The sequence below is a fragment of the Paenibacillus sp. Marseille-Q7038 genome (genome assembly GCF_965111595.1).
This window is the reverse complement of record NZ_CBCOOM010000001.1, coordinates 1,438,985-1,463,900: the sequence shown is the minus strand read 5'-3', so window position 1 is coordinate 1,463,900 and position 24,916 is coordinate 1,438,985. Positions and strand designations below refer to the sequence as shown.

The following is a 24,916-nucleotide window of genomic DNA, read 5'->3' as shown; positions in this document are numbered from 1 at the left end:
ATCCCATCTGTGGTATAAGGTATGCTAGAGAGAGGAGGATCAGTTGTGGCAAAGTGGAATTCAGTCTTAGCTAATCTGGCCATTCCATTCTGCGTGATACTCATGTTAGAAAGATAGGTACATATGAGCACAGTTATCCTGTTCAGTCTCCAGTCAGCTTAGTAAACTCTTGATTACTATTGATGTGAAGAAGAGTGAAATCAGCTAATCGTTTTATAGACGCCCTCAATTCTAAGTGCTAAAGTAACGACATATCAGACAATTGAAATGGAGCTTTCTCTTCATTTGTTTTTATAGACAGAACATTCACTAGGAGCGTGTTGATTCAGGTTATGAGAAAACAATCAAAAAGATCGCTAGCCTTTCTTCTAATGTTATCTATGGCGAGTACATCGTTTGCAGACCAAAGCTTCGCATCAAATCAGAAGGTTCAATTTTCCGATATTAAGGGACACTGGGGAGAAAGCAAAATTCAAGCTTGGATTGATCTAGGATTGGCTCGAGGGTATTCGGATCATACCTTCAAACCGAACAAATCGATAACTAGAGCCGAGTTTATGAATTTGGTGAATGCTGCTTTTGGGTATTCAGAACAAACGAAGGTTAGTTATACGGATGTCTCTGAGAGTGCCTGGTACTACAAGGACGTAGCTGCAGCCACTGCTGCTGGATATATGAATGGCTATAAAGATGAATCAATCAAGCCGAAAAATCCTGTAACTCGTCAAGAAGCAGCAATGATTATCTCCGGTATTTTGAATCTTACGGAAGACAAGGAATCCACAGATGTCTTTATCGATTCATCGTCTATATCGGCAGAAAGCAAAGGAGCTGTTGGTGCAGTAGTATCGGCAAAAATTATATCCGGATATACAGATGGAAGTTATAAACCTCTTCATTCCATTACTCGTGCAGAGGCAGTCGATGTACTGGTAAATGCGTTAGAAATGAATACTAAAGTAGGTTCTAAACCATCTAAACCAGTAGGAACGACAAATAAACTGAATGTTACACCTCCCAAAACCTCTTTATCTCCAATTCACCATGGTGAAAATGCGGCAGATAACACTTTGAAAAGCATTGCCAACTCAAATCCATTCATTCAAATTCTGGATGGTTTTGACCAAGTATGGTCCATGAACCAACCGGAATGGAGAGATGGAACAGCCCTAACTAAGAAGGGAATAAGCGGAAAAACCGTAAAGTACGAAGACGGGCCGACCTTATATTTTGACGGATTTAAGAACGATATAACCGCTATAGTTAAAAATAAGAAAACATATGCGAATGAAGAGATTAGAAATAAAGCAACCTGGGTTGCGAATATAAAATATGTAGAAGATATTACGCAAAATCGCACTAAAGAAGAAGCACTGGCAGCCTACTACGATGACCAAAGAGATAAGGTTTATAGTATGATGGATGGTTTTGGGCCTCTGGCTAACACTTATGTAGATATAATCAAGCCAATGACTAGTGTTGAAAGAGATATTCATGAAATGGATGTCGTATTGAAAGAAATGACTGTGGAAGACGAAAGCCAAGGAATCGGAAGCGACTGGGCCAATTCCGAACTAGCAGATATGATAGCTTTATTTGATTCAGTTCGCTTTAAAACTCCTGCATCATCTAATCCTGCGAAATATTTCTTCTCTTCTCCTAGACCGTGGAGAATGAATTCAAACGGTGAGGTTAAAGAGATCGTAGATCGCAATGGCTTACCTGTTTGGGAAACGCTTGGTGAAGGAGTAGAAAAAAATGAGCCTTTACCTTCAGGTGGAACGAAAGCAACTGGCGAAAAACATTTCCAAAAGTATGAAAGCAACGTTGAGATTATTCCTGCACTTAGCTATGTAAGAAGAGTAGCTGAGGATGGAAGAGGTAAAGATGGGGGGTTCCCAAGCGGTCATACGAGTGCATCATACCTATCTGTTTTCCCATTTGCACACGCTACACCTGAGCGATACTCTGAATTTTTAACCAGAGCAGCTCAAATGGGCGAAAACCGAATTTTCACCGGGATGCACTCGCCTCTGGATGTAATTGGTGCAAGAATACAAGCTACAGCCATGGCAGCATACGCATTCAATAAAAAAGAAAATCAAGAATTGTTAGAGAAGGCGTATGAAAACGCAGGGAATGTGTTTGGAGCAGCAGCTGCGGCAAACAATATGAGTCTATACGAGTATGCTCATACGGTAACAGAGGATTATAATTTTAAGAGTGCATATACTGAAACAAAATGGGAAAATCATGAAGCGAATAAAGCTTTCTATAGAGAAAAGCTTACTTACGGTCTACCACAAACAGGTATAAAAGGTTTAGCACCAGTTGTACCGGAAGGAGCAGGGGCCCTATTAAAAACTCGTCAACCGTATTTAACGGATGAGCAGCGCAGAGAAGTGTTGTATACTACATCAATTGACTCTGGTTACCCCGTACTAGACGAGTCAAATGGTTGGGGCCGATTGGATTTGGTGACTGCAGCTGATGGATATAGTGCGTTTTTAGACAATGTAACGGTAGATATGGATGCTTCTAGAGGTCGATTTAATGCACAAGACTGGTGGAGAAACGATATTTCAGGTAGTGGTATGCTTACGAAAAAAGGAACAGGGACACTTACATTGACGGGGAAAAACAACTACACAGGCGGTACGCTTTTGCAAGCAGGAATACTGGAGGCTAAATCTGTGAAGTCTTTTGGTACGGGTGACTTATATCTAGAGGATGGTACGATTTTAGTTAATGTTCATGGAGCGTCACTGAATTTAAGTAGGAACTTTACAATGGATAGCGGAACTTTAGAAATGGTAATGAACTCTGATAACAGTCAAGTTAATGTCGGTAAAATGTTGTATCTTGATGGCGGAAGTCTACATCTGGATTTTTCTAACTATAAGATTAATGGTTCAAAAGATATTACTATACTCACTGCAGGTGCAGTGAAGGGGGAATTTGATCGTGTAACCGCTGATGGTTATGACGTAACTGTCACTTACGAAGAGGATCGTGTCATCGCACATGTTGTAGCAAAATGAGAAAAGTTCTCCTGTGTGAATGTAATCAATCTGAGTTGCCTTCTTGTACACTTTTGGTATAAGAAGGCAACTTTGACTTGTTAAATGACATTATCAAGGGACTAACCACCGGAATATTAAATGTGAATTGTTGTCGAGAAAGGCACGAAGGGATCTACTTGAAGGACAGGTAGTGAACTTCAGTATTGGAAAATATAATTGTCGGGGGATAAGAACTTGTACCGATTGACGGAAGGGACAAGAATAAAGTCCAATTGCCGATTAGATGTAAAGGGTTGTACATATGTACAAAATACGGGTTTTGTGATTATGTATGAGAAAAACGCTCTGGATCACTACTTAAGTTCTTTTTCTTATACTTATAATTCACTCTGCTTGTTGTTGGTCTTCTTTGCTTCTTTTATGTTCATTTGTTGCTTATTTAGTTGCTGCTGTTTACTTTCAAACAATCCAACTCTCAAAATTCATTGTATGATGCATTCATTGATTTTTTTGTTTAAACTAAATCCTTATCAATTTGAATTTTAATTAATTTTCCATAATGTTCTTATTCTAATATTATTGAATAAAAAATTAATACATCATCGTAATGATCATTGATATTCTACAACAGTTCACTTCTCAAGCAAGATTTATGATTTACATTATTTCACTTTAAAAAATCAACGAACTGTCTTTCTTGCAGTCAGTCTCTTATTAGAACAGCAACATATTCACTTAATCAAACCTCTCAGGCTTCAACTCTTAAACACCAATATTAACTGACACTTCTTAATCATCCTTCAATCCACGAACCAAACAAAACACCAGCTATGCACTATCAAATCCCAAATAAATTTAACGTTCTCGTTCACCTCCTTTATAATTTTACCATTTATTACTAATTTGTATTCACCCCTAGAAGCCACTACGACAATATCCCCACTAACTCTTACTTCAAGCATCATTATTATTATTAACTCCATGTTAAAAAACGTCATAATAGCAGCCTATTTGACAAAACCAATGAAATCACTCCCATTTTTATCCTTGGTTTGACATAGCACTTATAAATCACAAACAAAGAGATTATACAATGAACTTGTCTATCAATAGCGAGCGCTCTTCGTCCGCTTTTGAAAATTACAAATATAATCGGGGGTAATGAATTGAAAAAAAGGATCATGATGTTCACGTTATTTACTTTAGTCATGGCGCTGATCGCAGGTTGTGGAACCAGTACCAGCAGCTCACCACAAAACACATCTTCCCCATCCTCTTCATCATCAGGTGCTGATAACAACGATCAATCTGGTGCTTCAGGTACGGAATCAAAAGAAATTGAGAAGCTGAAAATCAGCTTTGTTCCATCCAAAGATCCAGAAGATATTATTACAGCAACCGATCCGCTAAAAGAATTACTAAAGAACCAATTGGCAACGGAAGGTTTCAATGTTGGAGAAATCAGCATCGATGTAGGCACTACATATGAAGCCGTAGGTGAAGCTTTGACCGCTGGCACAACAGACATTGGGTTTGTACCGGGTGGAACTTATGCTCTATACGATGATGGAGCTGACGTTATTTTAACTGCAACACGAGCAGGATTGTCTAATGACTCTGAACTAGCTAAAGACTGGAACGATAACAAGCCAACGGAACCGACGAGTGATCAGGCAACTTATTATCGCTCCCTCTTCATTGCAGGTCCTTCCGCTAAAGGACAAGCATTAGCTGAGAAAGCCAACAATGGAGAAAATCTGACATGGGAAGATGTAAACGATGCGAACTGGGCGGTTATGTCTACCTCCTCCTCTGCTGGATATATTTATCCTACTCTATGGCTTCAAGAAAACTTTAATAAAAGCATTACTGATCTAGCACATGTAGTTACATCTGACTCCTACGGCAGCTCCTTTGCCCGATTAGCCGCAGAACAGGTTGATGTTATCGTAGCTTTCGCAGATGCAAGACGAGATTACAACGAACAATGGACGAATGAATTTAGTCGCCCAGGCTCGATTTGGGATGAGACCAATGTAATTGCCGTAACAGATGGAATTTACAATGATACGATCAGCGTAAGCAAGAACAGTTCGATTATGACGGATGATCTTAAAAAAGCTCTTCAAAATGCGTTCATCTCCATCGCACAAACGGAAGAAGGCAAAAAAGTAATTGCAGTCTATAGCCATGAAGGTTATCAAGCAGCGCAATCTTCAGACTATGATGCCGAAAGAAAAGCTCAAGATATTATTAGAGAAATGAAAAACTAACAGCGCACAAATAAGGTGAGCAGCTAAAAAAGCGAGAGCATCGTGATGGTTAAGATGTTCTCCTTTTTCTGCTTGGCAGCTAAAGACTATAAGATTGGAGTTTTTCCATGATCGAATTTATAAATGTACAAAAAACGTACCCGAACGGCACAACTGCTTTGAACAACATAAATCTAAAGATTGAACAAGGAGAGTTTGTAGCTGTCATTGGTTTATCCGGCGCTGGCAAGTCGACATTGATCAGGTGTATTAATCGAATGCACGACATAACAGCTGGACAGTTATTAGTGGATCGTGTGGATGTATCGAAGTTGCGTGGGAAACAGATTCGCCGCTTTCGAAGAAGAATCGGAATGATTTTTCAATCTTTTAATCTCGTCAATCGAATAAGTGTAATAAAAAACGTACTCGTTTCTTTCGTACCGGATCTATCCATATGGCGTAAGCTGACCGGCATTTTTACGAAAGAACAAAAATTACTGGCATTAGAGGCTTTAGATAAAGTTGGGATTTTGGATAAAGCTTATATTCGTGTAGATCAGCTATCCGGCGGACAACAACAGCGGGTTGCGCTTGCCCGTACACTCGCTCAAAATCCAGATATCATACTTGCGGACGAACCGATCGCTTCCCTTGACCCTGTCACTTCTAAAATTGTGATGGAAGATTTCAAAAGAATCAATCAAACGATGAATATCTCCGTGATCATGAACATCCATCATGTAGAGATCGCTTTGGAGTATGCTAACCGCATTATCGGAGTTCGTGAAGGAGAAATTGTATTTGATGGTGCGCCCACTGAGGTATCAAAGAGCATTTTGAACGAAATTTATGGAAACGTCTCTGATGAGAAGAACGAAGAGGTTGCATCTACGTTAGAGGTGGTTTCAGGCCATGTATGATAAACTCTTCCCACCCAAAAAGATGGTTTTATCAAACGGTAAAATCATCATGGAGAAAAGATCACGGCTTCCCTTCATATTACTGATTCTTGCTGCCTTAACTGCGACATCCATTGAACTGACTGATTTCGACATCCAAATGCTGTTCGACCGGATAAATCACTTTTTTATTATTATAGGCGAGATGATTCCTCCAAAATGGAGTTACTTTCCTCACCTATGGAATGCCTTGCTCGTAACCCTGCAGATGTCGTTTTTAGGATCCATTATTGGCGCTGCTCTAGCTCTTCCGTTCGCCATGATGGCTTCTTCCAACGTTATTCGTAATAAAGCGGTCGTAGCCATATTTAAAATCATGCTTAGCCTGCTCAGAACACTGCCTACGCTAGTAACGGCGCTGATCGCTACCTATGTGTTCGGTTTAGGTCCGATGGCAGGACTGGTGGCCATTATGCTCTTTACCCTCTCCTATGTCGGTAAATTAGTATATGAACAGATCGAAAACGTCGATATGGGATCTTTTGAGGCGATGGAATCGATTGGAATGACCCGTGTGGAAGCCTTTCGATATTCGATCTATCCGGAAGTGCTCTCTCGTTATCTATCCACCTCTCTGTTTTGTTTTGAAGGAAACGTTCGCTATGCAGCTATTCTAGGATACGTAGGTGCCGGAGGAATTGGACTGCTGATCCATGAAAACATCGGCTGGCGAGATTATTCCAGGGTGGGAATGATTATTTTGTCACTCATCGTCACCGTATATGTAATTGAAACGATCAGTGAGCATTTCAGAAAAAAGTTAACTTGAGGAGATTAATTCGATGACAACAATAGAGAAGCAAATGCTGGCTTCCCCTCGAAATCGCAGGTATGTGCTGACCGTTACGGTTATCGTTCTTATTCTGTTCATCTGGTCTTTAGGTACGGTAAACTTCAAAGATATGAATCAGAATGGATTCGTGATCGCGCTGAACATCATAAAAGGAATCGGTAATCCAGATCTTGATCTGCTGTTCAACTTATCTAAGCAGGGCGTCATCTATTTACTTATTCAAACGACAGCTATCGCTTTTTTAGGGACATTCGTAGGCGCAGTGTTGTCTGTTCCGCTTGCTTTTCTAGCGGCCTCCAATATTGTACCGAAACCGATCGCTTGGATCACGAGGTTCCTCCTTATTATGATTCGAACTATTCCAGCACTTGTCTACGGTTTAATGTTTATCCGTGTATCCGGACCAGGACCTTTCACAGGTGTGCTTACTATAGGGCTGACTTCGATTGGAATGTTATCAAAACTCTATGTCGATACCATTGAAGAGTTGGATAAGAAAGTACTAGAGTCGATGACGTCCCTAGGCTGTACAACCTTTGAAAAAATCCGCTTCGGCATTTTACCGCAGCTGTTCTCATTATTCCTATCGGTTACGATCTATCGGTTCGACATGAATATGCGTGAAGCGTCCATCCTTGGGTTGGTTGGTGCCGGGGGAATTGGAGCACCGCTGATCTTTGCCATGAACAGCTATCGATGGAATCAGGTCGGCTCGATCTTGATCGGTCTGGTTATTTTAATTCTCTTAATCGAATGGGTGTCTAATCGACTTCGTTCCAAGCTCATTCATGGGTAAGTATTGTGAAGTAATGATTAGTTTTCATCAAAATAGAAATAAAACCACCAAATCCATGTGACCAATGGTATTGGTGGTTTTTGCTGTGTACACAAACAATAGATAACTGACTTTTTTTCAATAAACGACCTTCCAGTTGTGATCACATGATGCATAGATAACCTTTCGCTTCATGATATAATCAGCCAAAATCTCGGTCATGTCTGTAGGGATTTCTCGGATTACAGGTTTATTCATCAGCATTCCGAAGTTGCCCCCTCCACCTGCTCGGTAGCTATTCATCACCACTTCAAAGGAATCGTCTAGGTTCATAGGGGCACCGTTAAACAGCAGCTTACTAACACGGCTTCCTTCGGGTCTTGAGATATCTAGTTCATATTCGATGCCTTCCCACATGTCATAATTAAAGTGCTGCGGTTTGGGTTGCAGATATCCCTCAGATACTTGCAATCTCCCGGTATTCTGCTCGATCGTAAAGTAAAGAGCGTTCTGCTCCAGGGCATCCTTAATATCGCGGCCTGTTAGTAGGAGTACCTTCAGGGTATTTGGATAGATATAGTTAGATACAACGTCTCGCATCGTGATGTGTTCAGTGAACCCTTTTGCCTTATTCGTAAAAATAGCAGCACAGGAGATAGGCGCACCCGTAACCTCCATCTGTACCCGATTAATAAATTCCGTGAAAGCATGATCCTTTTGTCTCGCTGTAAATGGATCCGTAATCGATAAATCGCCTTCTGCACTGCCAATAGGCTGATCCAGCCATGCCTGGGTGTTTCGTTCCGCATCGTCAAAAAGCGCAAGCACTTCCTGATCTGCCTCTACTTCGCTTGCATGGAGCAGCAGTGCCTTCTTGCCACATATCTCCCATCTGCCTTCCTCATCCCGCTCAAATCTAAGTTCCACTTTAGCAATCGCTTGTCCTGCTGAACCAGGCTGCGCATACACAACGCCATTTAATTCACCGGCAAGAAGACGATGCTGATGCCCCGTTAGCAAAACATCCATCCCTTCGAGATGCATACACATCTCATAGCCCTGATTTTCCCCTGTAAGAGGCTCCGTAGTCTCTCCGGTACTTGGATCGCATTCAAATCCTCCATGATAGCAGACGACGACAGCATCCGGCTGATCCGTTCTACGAATATGAGTAATCCACTCTTGTGCAGACGCTAACGCATCTTTGAATTCTAGCCCACGAATGTTTTCCGAGTCTTCCCAGTTAGGAACATAATGCGTTATTACACCGAGCACGGCCACACGGATCCCTTCCTGCATCGTAAATATTCGATAAGGCAAGCCGAATGCCGGTTCACCATTCGATTGATCGACAATATTAGCAGTCAAATAAGGACACTTAGCGCCATCAATATGGCTATCTAGCAGCTCTAGACCATAATTGAATTCATGATTACCAAGTACAGCTACATCGTATTTAAGGCGATTCAACAGTTTCGTTGCTGGATGCATCCCTGTTCTATCATATTTAGTATAGTAATACATGAAAGGTGTTCCCTGTATAAGGTCACCATTATCAATAAGCAAAAGACCCGGGTCTTTTTCCCGTTCCTTATGAATGATCGTAGACAGTTTCGCTAGGCCGAGTGGCTTGTCACCTGCCCCCCGATAATCTGTTGGATAAATGTGTCCATGCACATCGCTTGTTTCTAGCAGTGTGATGACAACCTCACTACCTGAATTCACTCCCATTTCAAGATGTCCCCCTAATAAGTTGCATGATATGTTCTTCTCTGATTGAGATCAACGTCATCTATTCTTATAATTCCACTCTTATTATATTTGTAATACAACAACAGATTTTAAACAGTTTGTTATGTGTAGGTTAAAAATATATCATGCAATATGATATGGGGAATCTATGTAGCATCCTGTCGTAGGTTAACATAATAAATATTAAGTTCACTTCTGAATGAGAATATCTACTTATTTCTCTACTAAGAATAAAAAGCACCGAAAAGTCATATAGACATTCCCGGTACTTTATATTAACTCCCACCCTTTCCAAACAAGTGATAGGACAAGGTTGTTGGTCCTTCGAATACGACTTTCAGTGCATGCTTGATTTTCTCTGTTTCTTTAATATAGGGCTTTAATATACCTTTTGGCATCAAGTCTGATCTTTTCCTTCTTCATTGGCATCTTCTACTGATGTATCATCGATACTGCCCTCCGACACATGAAGCTGAAACATATGAATAAAATCATCAATCACCATTTCGGTTGCCTTCAGTTCACCACTAATGACCTGTTTAATGGATTCAAATTGCGGATCTTCTAACTGACGCTGTAAAGTCGAACGATTGACTTGAAGTTTCTCTAAAAAAGCAATTGCTCTTCCACGTCGAAACGTTTGGACCTTTTTGTGAGGAGCACCACCAGTAATATCTCTCTTTCCCTCCTTATCAAATGACCTCCGACCTCGCTGACCTCGATGTTCTTCATGATCTCTACGTCCATGTCTACCTTGACGTCCTTCTCTTTCAGGCATGAATCGTTTCCTCCCTCTTCTCATCGTATACATTTGTATACACGTGGTATTTGTATACAAATGTATACGATGTATCCAGTACGTGTCAAGGTAAACTTCTTTTTAGACTTGAACAGGAATTATCGTATCAATCTCCATTCCTATGAGACTACACATGGCTCTATGTTTAGTCCTTATGTATATAAGCTGAAACCATTCATTTGGGAACGTATGTTCCTCACCGTATAAAACTGCACTTTTTCTTCCTTGGATATCTACTTTTTTGTTATAACACACTCTTATTTAGGTATGAAAAGAAGAAATCTTCTGATTTTATGCTCTTTCATCTATAGTTTTTTGACTTCATTCTCATTTTAGAACATATGTTCGTACCTCGTAAAAACCGCATTTTTTGATCATTTTTAGCTATATATCCGTATATATTTCACTTTAATCCCCTTTTTTAGTTGATATAAGGTATTTCAGGCATCCTTTTTCTCATAAATACAGCTTCATGGATGTGAAGACTCCCCAGGGTGCCAGTTGTAAGCAGCAATTCTGTATCGCCACGCATAAAACGATCACCTGATTACGTCTATTTAGACTCAAATGGTTTGATTTTAACGCACACGAGAACGTATGTTCCTGTTTAATAACCAGCTCATCCTACATTCCTTCAACATATCCCCTGAATGCGTAAGCTCGTTCACATTACATAAAAATAAAGCCACCTGCGAATTAGGCAGAGTAGCTTTGTTTTTTTGTATTTTAGCTATCCTTTCACAGCCCCAAGCGCCACGCTTCCTATAATTTGTTTGGAGAAGATTGAAAATACAATGATAATAGGTACGATCGAGATGGCCACACCTAGATACAGTAATCCGTAATCCATTCCATAGTATCCTTGCACCATAGCAACGAGTACAGGGAGCGGATATTTATCTAATGAGAAAAGAAGAACGAGCGGTGTGAGAAAGTTGTTCCATGATCCAATGAACGTAAAGATTCCGAGTGCAGCAATAGCAGGTCCAAGAATCGGTAACACAATCTGATTAAATGTTCGAAACTCCCCTGCGCTATCTACACGAGCAGACTCAATAATTTCATCTGGGATACTGCCTTCAATAAACTGTTTGATAAAAAACACATTAAACGCATTAGCCGCTGCGGGTAAAATAATTGCTGCATAGCTGTCTAAAAGCCCAAGTGTACTAAACAGGCGATACATTCCGATCAAAGCAAGCTGCCCTGGAACCATCATTGTAGCGAGCAGAAACAAAAACAGCCCGGTACGGCCTTTAAACTTATACTTAGCAAAACCATATGCGGTAAGCGCACCTATATATAAAGAGAGCACGGTAGAAGATCCCGCAATAAAAAAGCTGTTAGCGAAACCTCTCCAGATATTAATTTTAGAAGCCATGTTGATATAATTATCAATAAGAAACGATCCTGGAAGGAAAGTAAACGTTGATGCAATCGTTGCATTGTTATGCGTGGAATAGATGAGCATTAAATAAAAGGGGATGATACAGATGATCGCCAGGCTCACTAGAATGAAATACATTAGTATTTTCCCTATGGTCGTACTCTTCATGTTGGCTTGCTTCTGTACTGTGATCGGTTGATCTACCATTTTTGCCGGTTGCATATGTCTCCCTCCTCCCTATGAACTGCTCTTCCGCTTGGTCATCATAAAGGATATGGCTGAGAATAGCATGATGATTACGAATAAACAAAAAGCGATGGCAGCTCCGTAACCAAAACGAGTACTCTGGAATGCCACATTATATAAATACATAATACTAGTCATCGCTGCACGATCCGGACCACCTGTGCCGTTCGTCAGTGTGAATGGCTGATCAAAAATCTGAATACCTCCAATAATGGACGTAATAATCTGAAAGAGAATGATCGGACGAAGCATCGGCACAATAATATAAAAGAAGATATGCTTCTTCTCAGCACCATCTATTTGCGCAGCTTCTTGTAGCGAGGGATCTATTCCTTGCAGTCCGGCAAGATAGATCACCATCGAGTACCCAAAGTATTGAAAGAAAAGAATCGAAGAAACGATAAGGCGCATAAACCAAGGATCATTCTTCCAATTGATAGGATCATCAATGAGTCCAACTTGAACTAGAAAGTGATTCAGCCCCCCTGACTGCCAGTCAAAGATTAGACTCACGAGCAGACCCAGCGATGCAGCGGTAACGATGTTCGGGAAGAAATAGACAGCCCGGAAGATATCTCGCCCCTTGAGTAGTTTGTCGTTGAGAATAAAGGCGAGCACAAGAGAAACAGTAAGCTGCGGAACAACGGAGACTCCCCAGATAAAAAGCGTGTTGAAGAGTGTTTTATAGAACAAAGGATCTTGTAGAACCGCGATATAGTTACCGAGTCCGACGAACTCGGGGGAAGTGATTCCGTCCCAATTCGTAAAACTAAGATATAGAGAGTAGAGAATAGGATAGAGTCCGAATATGAGGAAAATAAGAAAGAATGGCGCAATGAAATAGTAACCATAGTGGTCTTTGCGGATCGACTTAGCAAACATGAATTGTACCCCCCGTCATCAGAAATTTATAGCCGTTACCTATAGCACAAATCTAAAGCTATTCGACTTCTAGCTCCGGAAATCTCAATTTCACATCCCTTTTCATTCTCTGCACTACTTCTTCTTTGGTCTGAATGTCGTTATTGAGATACAACTGGAGTACAATTTTGAAAATATCCGCATTTATAGTCGTATCAAATTTAGTTCGCTCATACACAGGTACCTGCTTTGCTGCCTCTGAGAAGAACTCAAAATGTTTCTGTCCACCTAAATAATCAGAAGTAACCGTTTTTGCAAGCTCATCGTTTACAACCATATTGCTAGTAAAATAATCTTGTTCCTTTGCAAGTTCGGATAAGAAATCATGATCAAAGTTATAGAACTCAATAAACTTCCAGGCAAGATCCTTTTTATCACTTTTGCTGTACATCGCAATGTACGTACCTCCTGAACTAAAAGCAGACGGTCCCTGAGCGAGTCCCCACAGTCCCTTTGTATCCGGGGCGTTTGCCTTAAACGTATATTGCAGCGCCCAGGTTGCTCCCGGATAGAACATCACCTGCCCTTTTTGCATCGATGCAGCATACCCGGCACTTCCGTCATCATACTCCCCTAGTACACGGCGCTGACGAGCTTCACGCACAAGATCCAGAACCTTCATGTAAGTATCATCAATGATGAATTTTCCGTCTTTCACCCAAGGAATACCGTCATATGAATTCGATATCGCATTCCAGTTCGCAAGCGCATGAACCTTATTGCCGCTTTCCTGCTGTACCCGCTCCCCTATCTTGAAAATATCCTCCCAGGTGCTAATCATCTGGCTAACTTTCTCAGGATCATCCGTCCCCAAATATTGTTTTGCCAAATCCCTGCGATAATAAATTCCCCCGGGTGTACCTTGATAGCCAATAGCCCTGACGTTTCCTTCGCTATCCTTTTCATTAGACTGAACAAAAGGGTATTGTTCCTTAATAAGCTCATTGGCATCATATGGCGGTGTAGATAAATTCTCTAAATAGGGAACATCGATCAGCTCTCTTATGTTGGCATTCTCGATCATAAAGACATCGGGCGCTTTGGATGCCGTCTGTAATGCCGATTTCAATTTTGTGATATAGAAACTCCCAGGGATATTGACGAAGTTCACTTTAATGTCCGGATATTTTTCTTCGAATTTCTCAATTGCATAACCGGCTTCATCGGTAAAGCTCCAGATGGTGATCTCCTCTTGTTTGGAATGGGTCGTTCCTGTCGCTCTACATCCAGATAACATCATTGCCGCCGTAAGAATAGCAATGAACGAGACATATTTTCGATTAAACTTCTTCTTCATTTTCCCCCTCCTCCAAAAAAAGTAAACGCTTACAATTTATTAGAGTATAGTGATTCTGCGGAGGGCTTTCTCTTCAGATATTGCGAATTATCCTTCATAATTTGTGATCTTTGTTTGATGCTTCTTTCGGAACTCGGAGGGAGTGCAATTGTTATATTTCTTAAATAGCCGATTGTAGGAGTTGATATTGTTAAATCCGTGCCTTATGGAGATATCCAATATAGAGTCTTTACTGAATAATAATGCCCATTCCGATTTGATAATGCGAAAATGATTTAAATACTCCATTAGTGTGACTCCCTTGCTCTCTTTAAACAGAGTACACACGTAAAACTTACTGAATTTAATATGCTCCGCTACCTGATCGAGCGTAATATTTTCTGCATAATGCTCTTCTAAGTACTCACAGATTGACTGGATGAATTCAAACTTCTTAGATGATGAACATACTCGCCCAGAGTTCGGTTTTTGGGATGTGGGTGTTTTTATACGTAATAAATGAACGATGAGATCATACAACCTTGCAATCATAGACCAGCGGTATCCCGCCTGCTGTTTGGTGCTTTCATCGGATAAGGTATCTAGGTAGGAGCTTAGATTATGTTCGCGAGAGATGTTTGAAGGGATTAAGGTCGTTTGATTGAAAAGATCTATCATTTCTTTTATATCTTCTGTAACTACGAAACTCCCCGTGATCAGTTCGAGACGAAATAAAAGAATAGTGAGCTGATCTGTACCTGGTAAGAAACTATGTACATCCCCCGGCTTAATGATCAGTATCTCTCCTTGCTCAAGTTCATAATGACGGTTATACACTCTAATCCTTGCATTCTTTCCCCTAACAAAAACCATTTCAACTTCTTCGTGCCAGTGTGAAGCGTAATTGAATTGTTCACTCGTATGAATCACGCGTATAGGAATTCCTGCCACCATATGACCTGTCTCAAGAAAAGTAGGTTCTCCCATTCTGGTCCACCCTCTCCTGTTTACGTTATGAAAGCCTATAACATAATGATATGATGCATGATCCATATTTCTCCCTCTAACAATAGATGATAAAAAAAATGATTCATTACATAGTTCATTGAAGTTTATCGAAGTACACAGCTTATAAAGGAGTAACACATCCATATATGTATTTTTACATTTGTTTTATATTTTACATAATACACTAGGATTCAAACCATGAAGTTAACAAACGATTGCTATGCTTGGCATGTCGAATATTACATATATATCACAATGAGGAGTGTACTTATGATTAACATGTTTAAAAAAGGAATGGCATCGATCTTATCATTTATTCTGGTGCTTGGTCTGGTCATTATTCCTTTCGCCGTGCCGGTTAACGCGGAATCAGCAGAACAAGCAGATCTACGACAGAATCAGGGTATCAGTAAAATAACAACGACTTTTTATGGGGATACAACAAGTTCAAAGGGGTTTACATGGTATACATCTAAGCAGCTTACGGACAGTACAGTTCAAGTAACGAAGAAAACAAACACAGTACCCGATTTTAACAATGCCCTCACGTTTACAGGCACTTCTTCCCTATCCACTAATTCTCCAGAAGAGCTTTTACATAAAACAGAGGCTACGGGTCTTGAAGCAAATACAGTTTATCATTACCGTGTAGGTGACAAAGTAAGGGGAGTATGGGGTAAAGCAGGTACATTCCAGACGGCTCCGGATAGTGGTGCATTTACTTTTATTGATATCGCCGATACACAAGCCAAAACGGAAGAAGAAGCGATTTTATCTTCAGAAACGCTAGATAAAGCACTTCAAACCGTTACTGATGCTCAGTTTGTCGTTCATAACGGGGATATTGTGGATACAGGAACGACAGAAGATCAATGGAACTGGCTTCTTGGTCATTCTCAAGAAAGTCTGCTACATACGACCATTGTTCCATCTGCGGGGAATCATGAAGATGAGAACTTTGCTTTTTACGAACACTTTCATATTAATGAACCTGCGGGATCTGCTACAGAAACAGGAGCTTATTACTCTTTTGATTACAGTAATGCACATTTTATCGTCCTTAACTCAAATGAGGACTCAGAAAAATACGCTAACTTTTCCGAAGCTCAAGTCGAATGGTTGAAGAAAGATGCTGCAGCTGCGAAAGAAGCGGGGGCTAAATGGATTATTGTAAATATTCATAAAGGTCCTTACACAACCTCTAACCATGCAACAGATGATGATATCATAGGTGCTAATGGTGTCCGTAACCAAATCGCACCGCTCATGGCACAGCTTGATATTGATTTTGTTATGCAAGGACATGATCATATCTATGCCCGTACTAAACCGATTACCTCTGAAGGAAAAGCAACCTCTCCAGAGAAAATTACGGAAACATTAAATGGAGAATCGATTGAATATAGTGTGAATCCAGATGGAAGTATCTACGTTATTCCGGCGACAGCGGGACCGAAGGTTTATTACAAAAATAAGAGCGAAGAACTTGGAGATAACTACTACCATCTTTTCGAAAAGGCTGAAGAGCATCATGCTGCCATATATGGACCCGATCCAGATAAAAATGATCGACCGAAGCGAAGCCAAGTACAGAATTTTGTCGGCATCACCATCGATGGTGACAAATTCACTGCGGTGACCTATGAAATCGACCAAAATAAAAATGAAGCGAAACCCTTTATTGTAGATCAATTCGGAATCATCAAGAAAGACACAGCAACGAACACGGATCCAGTCGTATCTTTACAAGATGTTTCAGGTCACTGGGCAGAAAGTGCCATTCATTCTGGTATCACAGCAGGATATATCACGGGATACACTGATCAGACATTTAAACCAAATGCGTACATCAGCCGTGCAGAATTCATTACGATGCTGGGCCGTGCTCTACAAATGAAAGAAACAACAAGTTCACTTACCTTTACGGATTCAAAGCAAATACCATCGTATGCGTCCTCATATATCTCTCAAGCGGTAGAAGCAGAGATAGTCAGCGGCTATGCAGATGGTACATTTAAACCAGGCAACGAGCTGAATCGTACAGAAATAACGACATGGATGGTACGTGCAGCAGGGCTTACGGTAAGTAACGATGCCTCCCTCTCCTTTACGGATAAAGAATCTATTCCAGCATGGGCTGTTCCTTATGTTGCAGCAGGCGTTAAAGCAGACCTTGTGAGCGGTGTGAGTCATAATAGGTTTGCTCCTGAGCAGCTAACCACCCGCGCAGAAGCTGCCGTCTTTATTGCTAAACTGTTGTCAGTAAAGAACTAACGTTATTTTGACATTGCTTTGAAATTGTTCTGAAATTGGTTTGACGTTGATGAGCTTTATAAGTTTAGAGTAAATAGCCATAGCAAAAACCTCTTTCTCATTGATTAGAGAAAGAGGTTTTTTTGTTCGATCACCCCGGTACATCGGAATCATTTAGCAGCGACTCATCTGTAGTAGCTACACAAAAAGCTCCATCATCATAAGAGACAGCTCCTTCAATCACTACGGTAACGGCAGCCCCTCTTGGCGCAGCCCCAGGCAGACGAAAATCAGCAACGCTAATCGGTGCAATTTCCGTCTGAACCGGAAGTTCCAGCTGTGGTACCCATTCGTAAGGGACCCGGTAAGCTCGGTATACCATGTTCGCATTTCGTTTGTTTTTATAAGGAGAAATATATTCCCATACTAGTTCATGATCTCTTGTTACCTCAAATATTCGTCCATCTGCTCCCTCTGTGATAAGCGTATTTCCATTCGGTAAACGCTGCGCAGAGCTGATATACGGACTATAGAATCGATACGAATCCAGCGGAGCAACAAAGCCTGCTTCTGTAGGCGTGTATTGCCATTCAATCTCAAGAGTAACGGGATTAATCTCAAGTACGCGTGAGTAGTCACGGCGTGCCACTTTTAGCCCATCAGCGGATACGTTACCAGGCCGGCCATAACCACCCCAACCCCCATTATCAAAAATAAGGATATTTCCTTCCCCAGGAAGTCCTTTAGGTACGAGGTGAGCATGATGTTGACCGATAATCCAGCCAATGTGCTTCGTTTCTTCCGTATCATAGTTTGGTCCCAGCTGCCACACGATTTTTCCGGATGTTTTATCAATAATGGCGATTATATTCGATTCTCTTGCATCCCATATGATGTTATCTGGATGGAAACGCTGGTCACCCGCATCATAATGTTGATTAGGTCCCAGAACTGAAACAGAATTAATATGCATCCAGTCCCCCGCATGTTCACCAAATCCGCGAGTATTCGGGTCATTGAAAATCGCTTGTTTTGCTTCCTCATCAAATCCAAGTTCATCAAAATGATCACTTACAGACCATTCCCACACGATATTGCCTTCATAATCCACTTCAATAATCGTATCATCAAGCAGTTCGATATTAGATATTTCAGGACGGTTCACATTTTTATGAGCCAAAATAAGAGTATTACCCGAGTGAGTCTTCGGCTCTTGATTAGGAGCGTAGTATCCAACAGAGCTCCCTTCCCGCTGATAATCATGGTGCTGACGGGCCATCCATTCACCGCTGTGTCCAGGATCTTCAATCCATTCATAATGGTCGAATTTCCAGACTACATTACCATCCCAGTCGACTTGTACCAAATTCGCTTCATCTTGAAATCCATACTTCGGATCACGTTCAGCAGTGCTACCAAGAACATACCCGCCTGGGAATAGTTTATTCGGAAAACCTCTAAGCCCTTTCCATAAGCGCACTTCTCTCCCATTCATATCAATGAGCAGCGCTCCCGTATCTGCAGCTTGAAAGATAGTATAACCACTCCATGCTTTATTAGGTAAATAAACGGTGGTTCCTGTCGGATAAATCGTAGGGTGTCCCATATTATGTATCTCCTCTCGATCCTATGTAACAGCGTATTTGAGCTCTGCAGATATACAAAAAGGCTCAGAGCGTCTCTAATCATAAGAAAAGAGGAGCTCTGAGCCTTTGGCTGTCCAATCGGCTTCGCTATGGAGAATAGATTAAACCAATTATTCCCAGTAGTCAAGTAAGTATTAAGAAACTTACCATTTCCTTTAAATAGTGTTCTTAAATAGTTATCTTAATAGGTTACTTTTTGCGAGATCAATGATTTTATTGCCTTCTCCATTCAGTAACGCTTTGGCAGCCCATATCGTGAAGCCTTGCGCTTGCTCTAGACTAATCTTCGGCGGCATAGACAGCTCTTGGCGATTCACTGCCACATCTACAATAACAGGTCCATTATGCATAAAAGCTCGTTCTAAGGCTGCTGGAAGATCTTCTGGCTTATCTACTCTGATCCCTTCAATCCCAAGACCATTCGCTACGGCTGCAAAGTTGGGATTGGCAAGATCTGTCCCTGTTTCTAAATATCCGGCAGCTTTCATCTCTAGTTCAACAAAACCAAGTGCATCATTGTTATATACAATCACTTTGATAGGGAGCTGATGCTGTTTAAGCGTAAGCAGATCACCAAGAAGCATCGAAAGTCCGCCATCCCCGGAGAGTGAAATCACTTGACGATCTGGGGCAGCTACTTGTGCACCAATTGCTTGAGGCAGGGCATTCGCCATGGTACCATGAATTAACGAACCGAGCAGACGGCGCTCGCCGTGTAGCTCTAAATAACGTGCTGCCCAAACGGTAGGCGTTCCGACGTCACAAGTAAATATAGCATCCTCTGATGCCATTTCATTGACTAGCCGCGTCAAATATTGAGGGTGAATAGGTGTATGCCCTGGTTTAAACTCTGCGTATCCATCAAGTTCTTTCCGATCCATTACGTAATTTTCTACGGACGTCTCCAGATGTTTTGTATCGTCTTTAATCGTGAGATAAGGCTGAAGTTTCTGCAGCGTATCCTTTACCGTTCCACATAGTCCGTACGTAAGGGGAGTGCGTCTACCCAAATGGGATGCCTCGATATCCACCTGTAGTATAGTTGCTTTCTCCGGATAAAACTGCCGATAAGGGAAATCGGTACCGAGCATGAACAGAACATCGCAGTCCATAACTGCTTTGTATCCAGAAGAGTATCCAAGGAGTCCCGTCAGACCGACAAAATACGGATTATCGTGTTCCAGATACTCTTTACCGCGCAGAGCAGTAACCATCGGAGATTTCAAAATACTACAGAGCTCCATGAGCTCTTTTCGAGCATCTTTTGTCCCTGCCCCGCAGAGCAAAGTTACTTTTTTACCTGCATTCAAATACCCAGCTAGAGTCACTAGTTCCTCTTCAGAAGGATGAATTACCGGTTTCGTATGATACGAAATTTGGTCAGGAACCTCATCCTCTCCCGCTTCTAGAGCCGCGATATCTCCCGGCAGAATTACAACAGATACCGTGGAGTTCGCAACTGCTGTCTGAATAGCCATAGATAAGGTCCGAGGCATTTGTTTTTTTGTCATAATCACTTCACAGAAATCACTACATTCCTGGAATATCTGCTCTGGATGAGTCTCCTGAAAATACCCGCTGCCGATCTCATCACTTGGAATTTGGGCTGCCAAAGCAAGTACCGGTACACGATTTCGGTAACAATCATAGAGTCCATTAATTAAATGGAGATTCCCTGGTCCGCTGCTCCCTGCACATACAGCAATACTTCCTTCTAGTTCTGCATCCGCTCCAGCTGCAAATGCAGCTACTTCTTCATGTCTTACATGGATCCATTCAATTTTTCCTGATCTTCGAACGGAGTCGAGTACCGCATTCAATGAATCGCCAACGATTCCGTAAATCCGCTTCACTCCTGCGTTAATAAGAGAATCTACTACCGCATCTGCAATTGTCTTTTTCATGTATCCTCATCCTTTTCTAGTATAATCTTGAGGCAAATAGGAATCTGAACCCGATCTTGCATCTGATTATCTTTACCCTCCCAGACAAGAACAGTAACGCTTATTTCTAAAAGCCCATTAATTTATATATGTAATTTCATTCATAAGGATAGATCATACCCCACTTACGTTTTACAATAAAAAAAGAATGCCTCTTGGCATCCTTCTAAATTTTCATCACTACTTTATTCTAATTATTTGTTTTACTCTGCTTTTCAAGGCGGGGCCACAGCGTATAGCTAGCACTGATGAATAGATCGATAACCAGGATAATAGACCAGATCCTTATCGTTTCTCGGAAAGGCTCCGAATTCACCTCGTTATTTATCCAGATGGTCATACCGTATAGCAGCGAGCAGCCAATCATCCATGATACCAAGTGGCCGGCAAAGCCCCGGATTTCTTCTCTAGCATGTTCTTTTCCGTACCTTTTCTGCGGTTTTGGCCCATTGGCGAACCAATAAGCAAACCTCTGGTCCATCCATCTAATCATCCGATGTCCAAGCCCAATCGACACACCAATATATACAGCAGCTAGTGCGTGAGCAACTGTTGCTGGTGCTCCATTTTGCAGACTAATTACAGTAGCAACAAGCAGAGCAAGATCAATGAATGGAGTACAGAGGAGAAGTATATTTCCCAGTCTTTTCTTATGTAATACATACCTGCTGTAGAGACCGCCCATTACGAATATCCAAAATCCAATTTCACAAGCTATGATAAAAGATATAATCATCCATTTGCTCCTTTTATTCTAAAACTAAATAGATGGGACAAACACACATAATGACCTCCATTAATACGTTAACAACAAAGGAGGAAGTCATACATGCTCTTGTTTGAGAAAGAAAAACTAAGCACTTTGTCACTAGGGAAATGGCAACAAGATGCCTTTCAACTTTTTGAATCTAAAATGACAGATAAGGCACATAAGTTTCCTTGTATACCTGCTACGATTGGATTTAAACTAAATCACTTCAGATATGGTTTTCTTAGTGACCCAAGATCAGATCAGGCAGCTGATGAACTTGCTGAACTGCTGAGTATGTATGGAGAGCAGTCTCAGGCATTTGGTAAATACACTTCATTAATTGCTTTTTTCGATACTCCAGTAGACTTACAGAAGAACTACCAGGTATCTGATTATCGTCAATTGTTCTGGGACGTCCTAAGTAAAGTTAGCAGCAGGGATCCAAATGAATGGCCCTCTCATATCCCAACCGATCCGCACCATCATGTATGGGAATATTGTTATGCGGGTGAACAGTATTTTATGTACTGCGCTACCCCGGCACATGATCGCAGACAAAGCCGATATTTCCCGTATTTTATATATGCAATAACACCGCGCTGGGTACTTAATGATTTTAATACTAATGCTCAAACATCTGTACAGATCAAATCGAAAATCAGAGAACGAATTGAAGCTTATGATGAGGTTGGTATTCATCCCGATCTTCAATCTTACGGAAGTCAGGATAATTATGAATGGAAACAGTATTTCCTAAACGATGATAATACTTCGACAACAGAGTCCAAGTGTCCTTTTGCTCATCTTCACCTTAAGAAGAAAAGTTAGAACATCAAAAGCAAAAGCAACACGGGTGTAATCACATCCATGTGCTTTTGCTTTCACATTTATCCATCCATCTAATAAATATGTTTTAACGTTTAATAGGAATCCAGATTTCGGGGTAGCGTCAAGAATTTTGTGTAAATGAAAATATCCTCTTCTTATAGAAAGTAGTACTAGTCTTTGGTGGAGAACATCGCCAGTAGTTCAGATCGAGCTTGATCAAAGCCAATATGGCAACGTGTAGCGAAGCGTTGGTTATAGATTTCAAACTGTGAAACCAGGAACTTCTCAAGAGCCTCTTCATGTGGAAATTGCTCTTTGCGCTTAGTATATCTCTTAATTTGTTTATTGAAAGATTCAATTAAATTGGTCGAATAAATGCTTCTCCATATGGACTTTGGAAAACGGTAGAATGTGAAGATATATGGATTTTCTCGTAGCGATGTAACGACCTTGGGATAGATGGGTTTCCATTTGTCACAGAACGATTCTAAAGCGGCTTTGCCAGCTTGTTCATGGTCAGCTCTGTACACCGATTTAAAGTCTCCACAGATCTCTGCACGGTCAGACACACGTACTTTATGAGCGATATTACGTGCCAAATGAACACAACACGTTTGGTACTTGGCCTGTGGATAGACTTGCTGAGTGGCATCTACAATACCCTTCAATCCATCCGAGATAAAGAGGAGTACTTCTTGCACACCACGTTCGCGAATGTCTTGCAGGAGTTCTTTCCATACATAGGCCGATTCGGTGGGTGCAATGGCGTACGTTAAGACTTCTTTTGAGCCATCTTCACGAATCCCCACCGCAAGATATACAGCTTCCTTAGACACCGTTTCGCGTTTAACCGCAATGTAAGTCGCATCTAAATAGACGCAAACATAACGTTTTGTTAGCGTACGCTTCATGAAGGCTTCTACATGCTCCACCATAACCTTAGTCATGTTAGATATCGTTTGAGGAGTGTAATGATGACCGTACATTTTCTCGATAAGCTCAGCAATTTCCGTCATTGTCACACCCTTTTGGAACATGTGAATGACGAAGGATTCAAGCGTATCATTGGAACGCTTGTACGGAGCTACCGTCTGCTGCTTAAACTCTCCGTTGCGATCTCGTGGGATATTAAGCTGCAGCTCACCATACTCGGTGCGAAGTGTACGCGTGTAAACTCCATTACGAGAATTCCCAGAATTCACTCCCAGCCGGTCGTACTTTTCATAGTCTAGGAATGCCGTTAATTCGGTTTCTAACAAGCGATTCATAGCTATTTCTAAGTGACAACGAAAAACTTCGGTTATATCCTGTTTTGTGACTAGAGCTTGGACCAAATCTGATGTAAAATGATTCATAGGGAAGACCTCTTTTCTATGGATTGTAGTCTGGTAGCTCAATTCTACAATAAAAGGTCTTCCTTTTTGTATTTATCTATTTACACAAGATATTTTACGCTCTCGATTTCGGTATAAAGATCTTCTATTGATGGATCTTCATCCGTATAATATTCAAATTCAATATTTAATGATTGCTTATATCCGCTCGAAGGAAACCACTCTGAATAGATGCGTGTCCAAGCGTTTTGTATCGCATGTGGCATCGGACCGATGACTTCAAATTCAGCCCACGTCGCGGAAGGGATTTCTAATTTTTCTAAACCCTCTTGTTCTTCACCTTTATAATCAGCCGCTATCCAGTATTCCATCGATTTTTCTCCAGCTTCTGATGGTGTGCATACACCGAGAACCCCTTTGATGTCTCCATTGTTTAGAGTAAACAGTCGCTCATTAATTCCATTCTGATGAACCTCATGCCACATTTTAGGAATCTCTTTAAACTTCTCGGCAGTCACCATTGAAAAAGTGCGATGCACACCAATTACCTCAAAGGCTTCTTTTTCGACGATTCGATATTTCATAGGATCTGCTCCTTTCAGACTCACCTGGATGACCAGGCGGTTATAAGATGTAATGTTGCTGTTTTCTTTTCTTGCTACACTTGGTGTCATTCCATGCTGTTTTCGAAATGCTTTCGTGAATGATTCAGGAGTTTCATAACCGTAACGAAGAGCTACATCAATGATCTTTACAGACGAAGTACTTAATTCTTGTGCAGCTAAGGTCAGACGTCTGCGCCGGATATACTCTGCCACTGAAGTGTCTGTTAAAAGCATGAACAGTCGCTGAAAATGATAAGCTGACATATTCGCTTCTTTGGCGATGTCCTGAATTCGAATCACTTCATTCAAATGACTCTCCATATAGGAGATCGCTTTTTGAAGCGATTCTACGTAGTTCACTG

Annotated in this window: 18 protein-coding genes and 1 pseudogene; 8 read left to right on the top strand and 11 right to left on the bottom strand. The window is 41.2% G+C overall.

Annotated features, from left to right (window positions below):
• Positions 1-317 precede the first annotated feature (317 nt).
• The 5 genes from ACWPWY_RS07045 to phnE (ACWPWY_RS07025) all read left to right on the top strand — a co-directional run bounded on the left by ACWPWY_RS07045 (position 318) and on the right by phnE (ACWPWY_RS07025) (position 7,826).
• Positions 318-3,041, top strand: a complete 2,724-nt coding sequence (locus tag ACWPWY_RS07045) for an S-layer homology domain-containing protein (protein WP_454191021.1) — start codon at positions 318-320, stop codon at positions 3,039-3,041.
• A 1,148-nt stretch (positions 3,042-4,189) separates the two neighbouring features.
• Positions 4,190-5,296, top strand: coding sequence for a phosphate/phosphite/phosphonate ABC transporter substrate-binding protein (locus tag ACWPWY_RS07040; RefSeq protein WP_454191020.1), 1,107 nt, complete (start codon positions 4,190-4,192; stop codon positions 5,294-5,296).
• 107 nt (positions 5,297-5,403) lie between these two features.
• Positions 5,404-6,198 (top strand): phosphonate ABC transporter ATP-binding protein, encoded by a 795-nt coding sequence (phnC, locus tag ACWPWY_RS07035; RefSeq protein WP_454191019.1) that lies wholly within the window; start codon positions 5,404-5,406, stop codon positions 6,196-6,198.
• Positions 6,191-7,006: a phosphonate ABC transporter, permease protein PhnE gene (gene phnE, locus ACWPWY_RS07030; protein ID WP_454191018.1), complete on the top strand. Its 816-nt coding sequence runs from the start codon at positions 6,191-6,193 to the stop codon at positions 7,004-7,006. The genes phnC and phnE (ACWPWY_RS07030) overlap by 8 nt, the downstream gene beginning before the upstream one ends.
• A gap of 13 nt (positions 7,007-7,019) precedes the next feature.
• The gene (gene phnE / locus ACWPWY_RS07025; protein WP_454191017.1) at positions 7,020-7,826 is read left to right on the top strand and encodes a phosphonate ABC transporter, permease protein PhnE; all 807 of its coding nucleotides are present in this window, start codon (positions 7,020-7,022) and stop codon (positions 7,824-7,826) included.
• Between the two features lie 117 nt (positions 7,827-7,943).
• Here phnE (ACWPWY_RS07025) and ACWPWY_RS07020 read toward each other — a convergent pair whose 3' ends face one another.
• From ACWPWY_RS07020 to ACWPWY_RS06995, 6 genes are all read right to left on the bottom strand, one after another.
• Positions 7,944-9,536, bottom strand: a complete 1,593-nt coding sequence (locus tag ACWPWY_RS07020; protein ID WP_454191016.1) for a bifunctional metallophosphatase/5'-nucleotidase — start codon at positions 9,534-9,536, stop codon at positions 7,944-7,946.
• A gap of 418 nt (positions 9,537-9,954) precedes the next feature.
• Entirely contained in the window at positions 9,955-10,335 is a 381-nt protein-coding gene (locus ACWPWY_RS07015) for a hypothetical protein (RefSeq protein WP_454191015.1), read from the bottom strand.
• A gap of 751 nt (positions 10,336-11,086) precedes the next feature.
• Positions 11,087-11,965, bottom strand: a complete 879-nt coding sequence (locus ACWPWY_RS07010) for a carbohydrate ABC transporter permease (RefSeq protein ID WP_454191014.1) — start codon at positions 11,963-11,965, stop codon at positions 11,087-11,089.
• Positions 11,966-11,980: 15 nt separating this feature from the next.
• The gene (locus tag ACWPWY_RS07005; protein ID WP_454191013.1) at positions 11,981-12,871 is read right to left on the bottom strand and encodes a carbohydrate ABC transporter permease; all 891 of its coding nucleotides are present in this window, start codon (positions 12,869-12,871) and stop codon (positions 11,981-11,983) included.
• Positions 12,872-12,929: 58 nt separating this feature from the next.
• On the bottom strand, positions 12,930-14,207 hold the full coding sequence (locus tag ACWPWY_RS07000; protein ID WP_454191012.1) for an ABC transporter substrate-binding protein: 1,278 nt from the start codon (positions 14,205-14,207) through the stop codon (positions 12,930-12,932).
• Between the two features lie 87 nt (positions 14,208-14,294).
• Positions 14,295-15,173 (bottom strand): AraC family transcriptional regulator, encoded by an 879-nt coding sequence (locus ACWPWY_RS06995; RefSeq protein WP_454191011.1) that lies wholly within the window; start codon positions 15,171-15,173, stop codon positions 14,295-14,297.
• A gap of 291 nt (positions 15,174-15,464) precedes the next feature.
• Here ACWPWY_RS06995 and ACWPWY_RS06990 point away from each other — a divergent pair.
• Together ACWPWY_RS06990 and ACWPWY_RS06985 are read left to right on the top strand one after the other, a co-directional pair.
• A pseudogene (locus ACWPWY_RS06990) lies at positions 15,465-16,904 on the top strand (metallophosphoesterase); the annotation flags it as partial.
• Complete coding sequence (locus ACWPWY_RS06985) at positions 16,893-17,468, top strand: S-layer homology domain-containing protein (RefSeq protein WP_454192826.1); 576 nt, start codon at positions 16,893-16,895, stop codon at positions 17,466-17,468. The pseudogene ACWPWY_RS06990 and the gene ACWPWY_RS06985, both read left to right, overlap by 12 nt.
• Positions 17,469-17,598: 130 nt before the next feature.
• Here ACWPWY_RS06985 and ACWPWY_RS06980 read toward each other — a convergent pair whose 3' ends face one another.
• The 3 genes from ACWPWY_RS06980 to ACWPWY_RS06970 form a co-directional block, all read right to left on the bottom strand.
• The gene (locus ACWPWY_RS06980) at positions 17,599-19,053 is read right to left on the bottom strand and encodes an aryl-sulfate sulfotransferase (protein WP_454191010.1); all 1,455 of its coding nucleotides are present in this window, start codon (positions 19,051-19,053) and stop codon (positions 17,599-17,601) included.
• 216 nt (positions 19,054-19,269) lie between these two features.
• A complete protein-coding gene (poxB, locus tag ACWPWY_RS06975; RefSeq protein ID WP_454191009.1) occupies positions 19,270-20,997 on the bottom strand; it encodes a ubiquinone-dependent pyruvate dehydrogenase in 1,728 nt (575 codons plus the stop codon).
• A 229-nt stretch (positions 20,998-21,226) separates the two neighbouring features.
• Positions 21,227-21,772 carry a hypothetical protein gene (locus tag ACWPWY_RS06970; protein ID WP_454191008.1) on the bottom strand — a complete coding sequence of 182 codons (546 nt, stop codon included), beginning with the start codon at positions 21,770-21,772 and terminating at the stop codon, positions 21,227-21,229.
• Positions 21,773-21,865: 93 nt separating this feature from the next.
• Between ACWPWY_RS06970 and ACWPWY_RS06965 the strand changes: the two genes are divergently transcribed.
• Positions 21,866-22,615, top strand: a complete 750-nt coding sequence (locus tag ACWPWY_RS06965) for a YqcI/YcgG family protein (protein ID WP_454191007.1) — start codon at positions 21,866-21,868, stop codon at positions 22,613-22,615.
• Positions 22,616-22,785: 170 nt separating this feature from the next.
• Here ACWPWY_RS06965 and ACWPWY_RS06960 read toward each other — a convergent pair whose 3' ends face one another.
• Together ACWPWY_RS06960 and ACWPWY_RS06955 are read right to left on the bottom strand one after the other, a co-directional pair.
• Positions 22,786-23,970, bottom strand: coding sequence for an IS256 family transposase (locus tag ACWPWY_RS06960; RefSeq protein WP_454191006.1), 1,185 nt, complete (start codon positions 23,968-23,970; stop codon positions 22,786-22,788).
• An 80-nt stretch (positions 23,971-24,050) separates the two neighbouring features.
• Positions 24,051-24,914, bottom strand: a complete 864-nt coding sequence (locus tag ACWPWY_RS06955; RefSeq protein ID WP_454191005.1) for an AraC family transcriptional regulator — start codon at positions 24,912-24,914, stop codon at positions 24,051-24,053.
• Positions 24,915-24,916: the final 2 nt, after the last annotated feature.

Bases quoted from the DNA above. Each gene is read 5' to 3' on its own strand.
- ACWPWY_RS07005 (WP_454191013.1), bottom strand. From the start codon at position 12,871: ATGTTTGCTAAGTCGATCCGCAAAGACCACTATGGTTACTATTTCATT.
- ACWPWY_RS06960 (WP_454191006.1), bottom strand. From the start codon at position 23,970: ATGAATCATTTTACATCAGATTTGGTCCAAGCTCTAGTCACAAAACAG.
- phnC (WP_454191019.1), top strand. From the start codon at position 5,404: ATGATCGAATTTATAAATGTACAAAAAACGTACCCGAACGGCACAACT.
- phnE (WP_454191018.1), top strand. From the start codon at position 6,191: ATGTATGATAAACTCTTCCCACCCAAAAAGATGGTTTTATCAAACGGT.
- ACWPWY_RS07020 (WP_454191016.1), bottom strand. From the start codon at position 9,536: ATGGGAGTGAATTCAGGTAGTGAGGTTGTCATCACACTGCTAGAAACA.
- ACWPWY_RS07015 (WP_454191015.1), bottom strand. From the start codon at position 10,335: ATGCCTGAAAGAGAAGGACGTCAAGGTAGACATGGACGTAGAGATCAT.
- ACWPWY_RS06965 (WP_454191007.1), top strand. From the start codon at position 21,866: ATGCTCTTGTTTGAGAAAGAAAAACTAAGCACTTTGTCACTAGGGAAA.
- poxB (WP_454191009.1), bottom strand. From the start codon at position 20,997: ATGAAAAAGACAATTGCAGATGCGGTAGTAGATTCTCTTATTAACGCA.
- ACWPWY_RS06970 (WP_454191008.1), bottom strand. From the start codon at position 21,772: ATGATTATATCTTTTATCATAGCTTGTGAAATTGGATTTTGGATATTC.
- phnE (WP_454191017.1), top strand. From the start codon at position 7,020: ATGACAACAATAGAGAAGCAAATGCTGGCTTCCCCTCGAAATCGCAGG.
- ACWPWY_RS07000 (WP_454191012.1), bottom strand. From the start codon at position 14,207: ATGAAGAAGAAGTTTAATCGAAAATATGTCTCGTTCATTGCTATTCTT.
- ACWPWY_RS06980 (WP_454191010.1), bottom strand. From the start codon at position 19,053: ATGGGACACCCTACGATTTATCCGACAGGAACCACCGTTTATTTACCT.
- ACWPWY_RS06995 (WP_454191011.1), bottom strand. From the start codon at position 15,173: ATGGGAGAACCTACTTTTCTTGAGACAGGTCATATGGTGGCAGGAATT.
- ACWPWY_RS07010 (WP_454191014.1), bottom strand. From the start codon at position 11,965: ATGCAACCGGCAAAAATGGTAGATCAACCGATCACAGTACAGAAGCAA.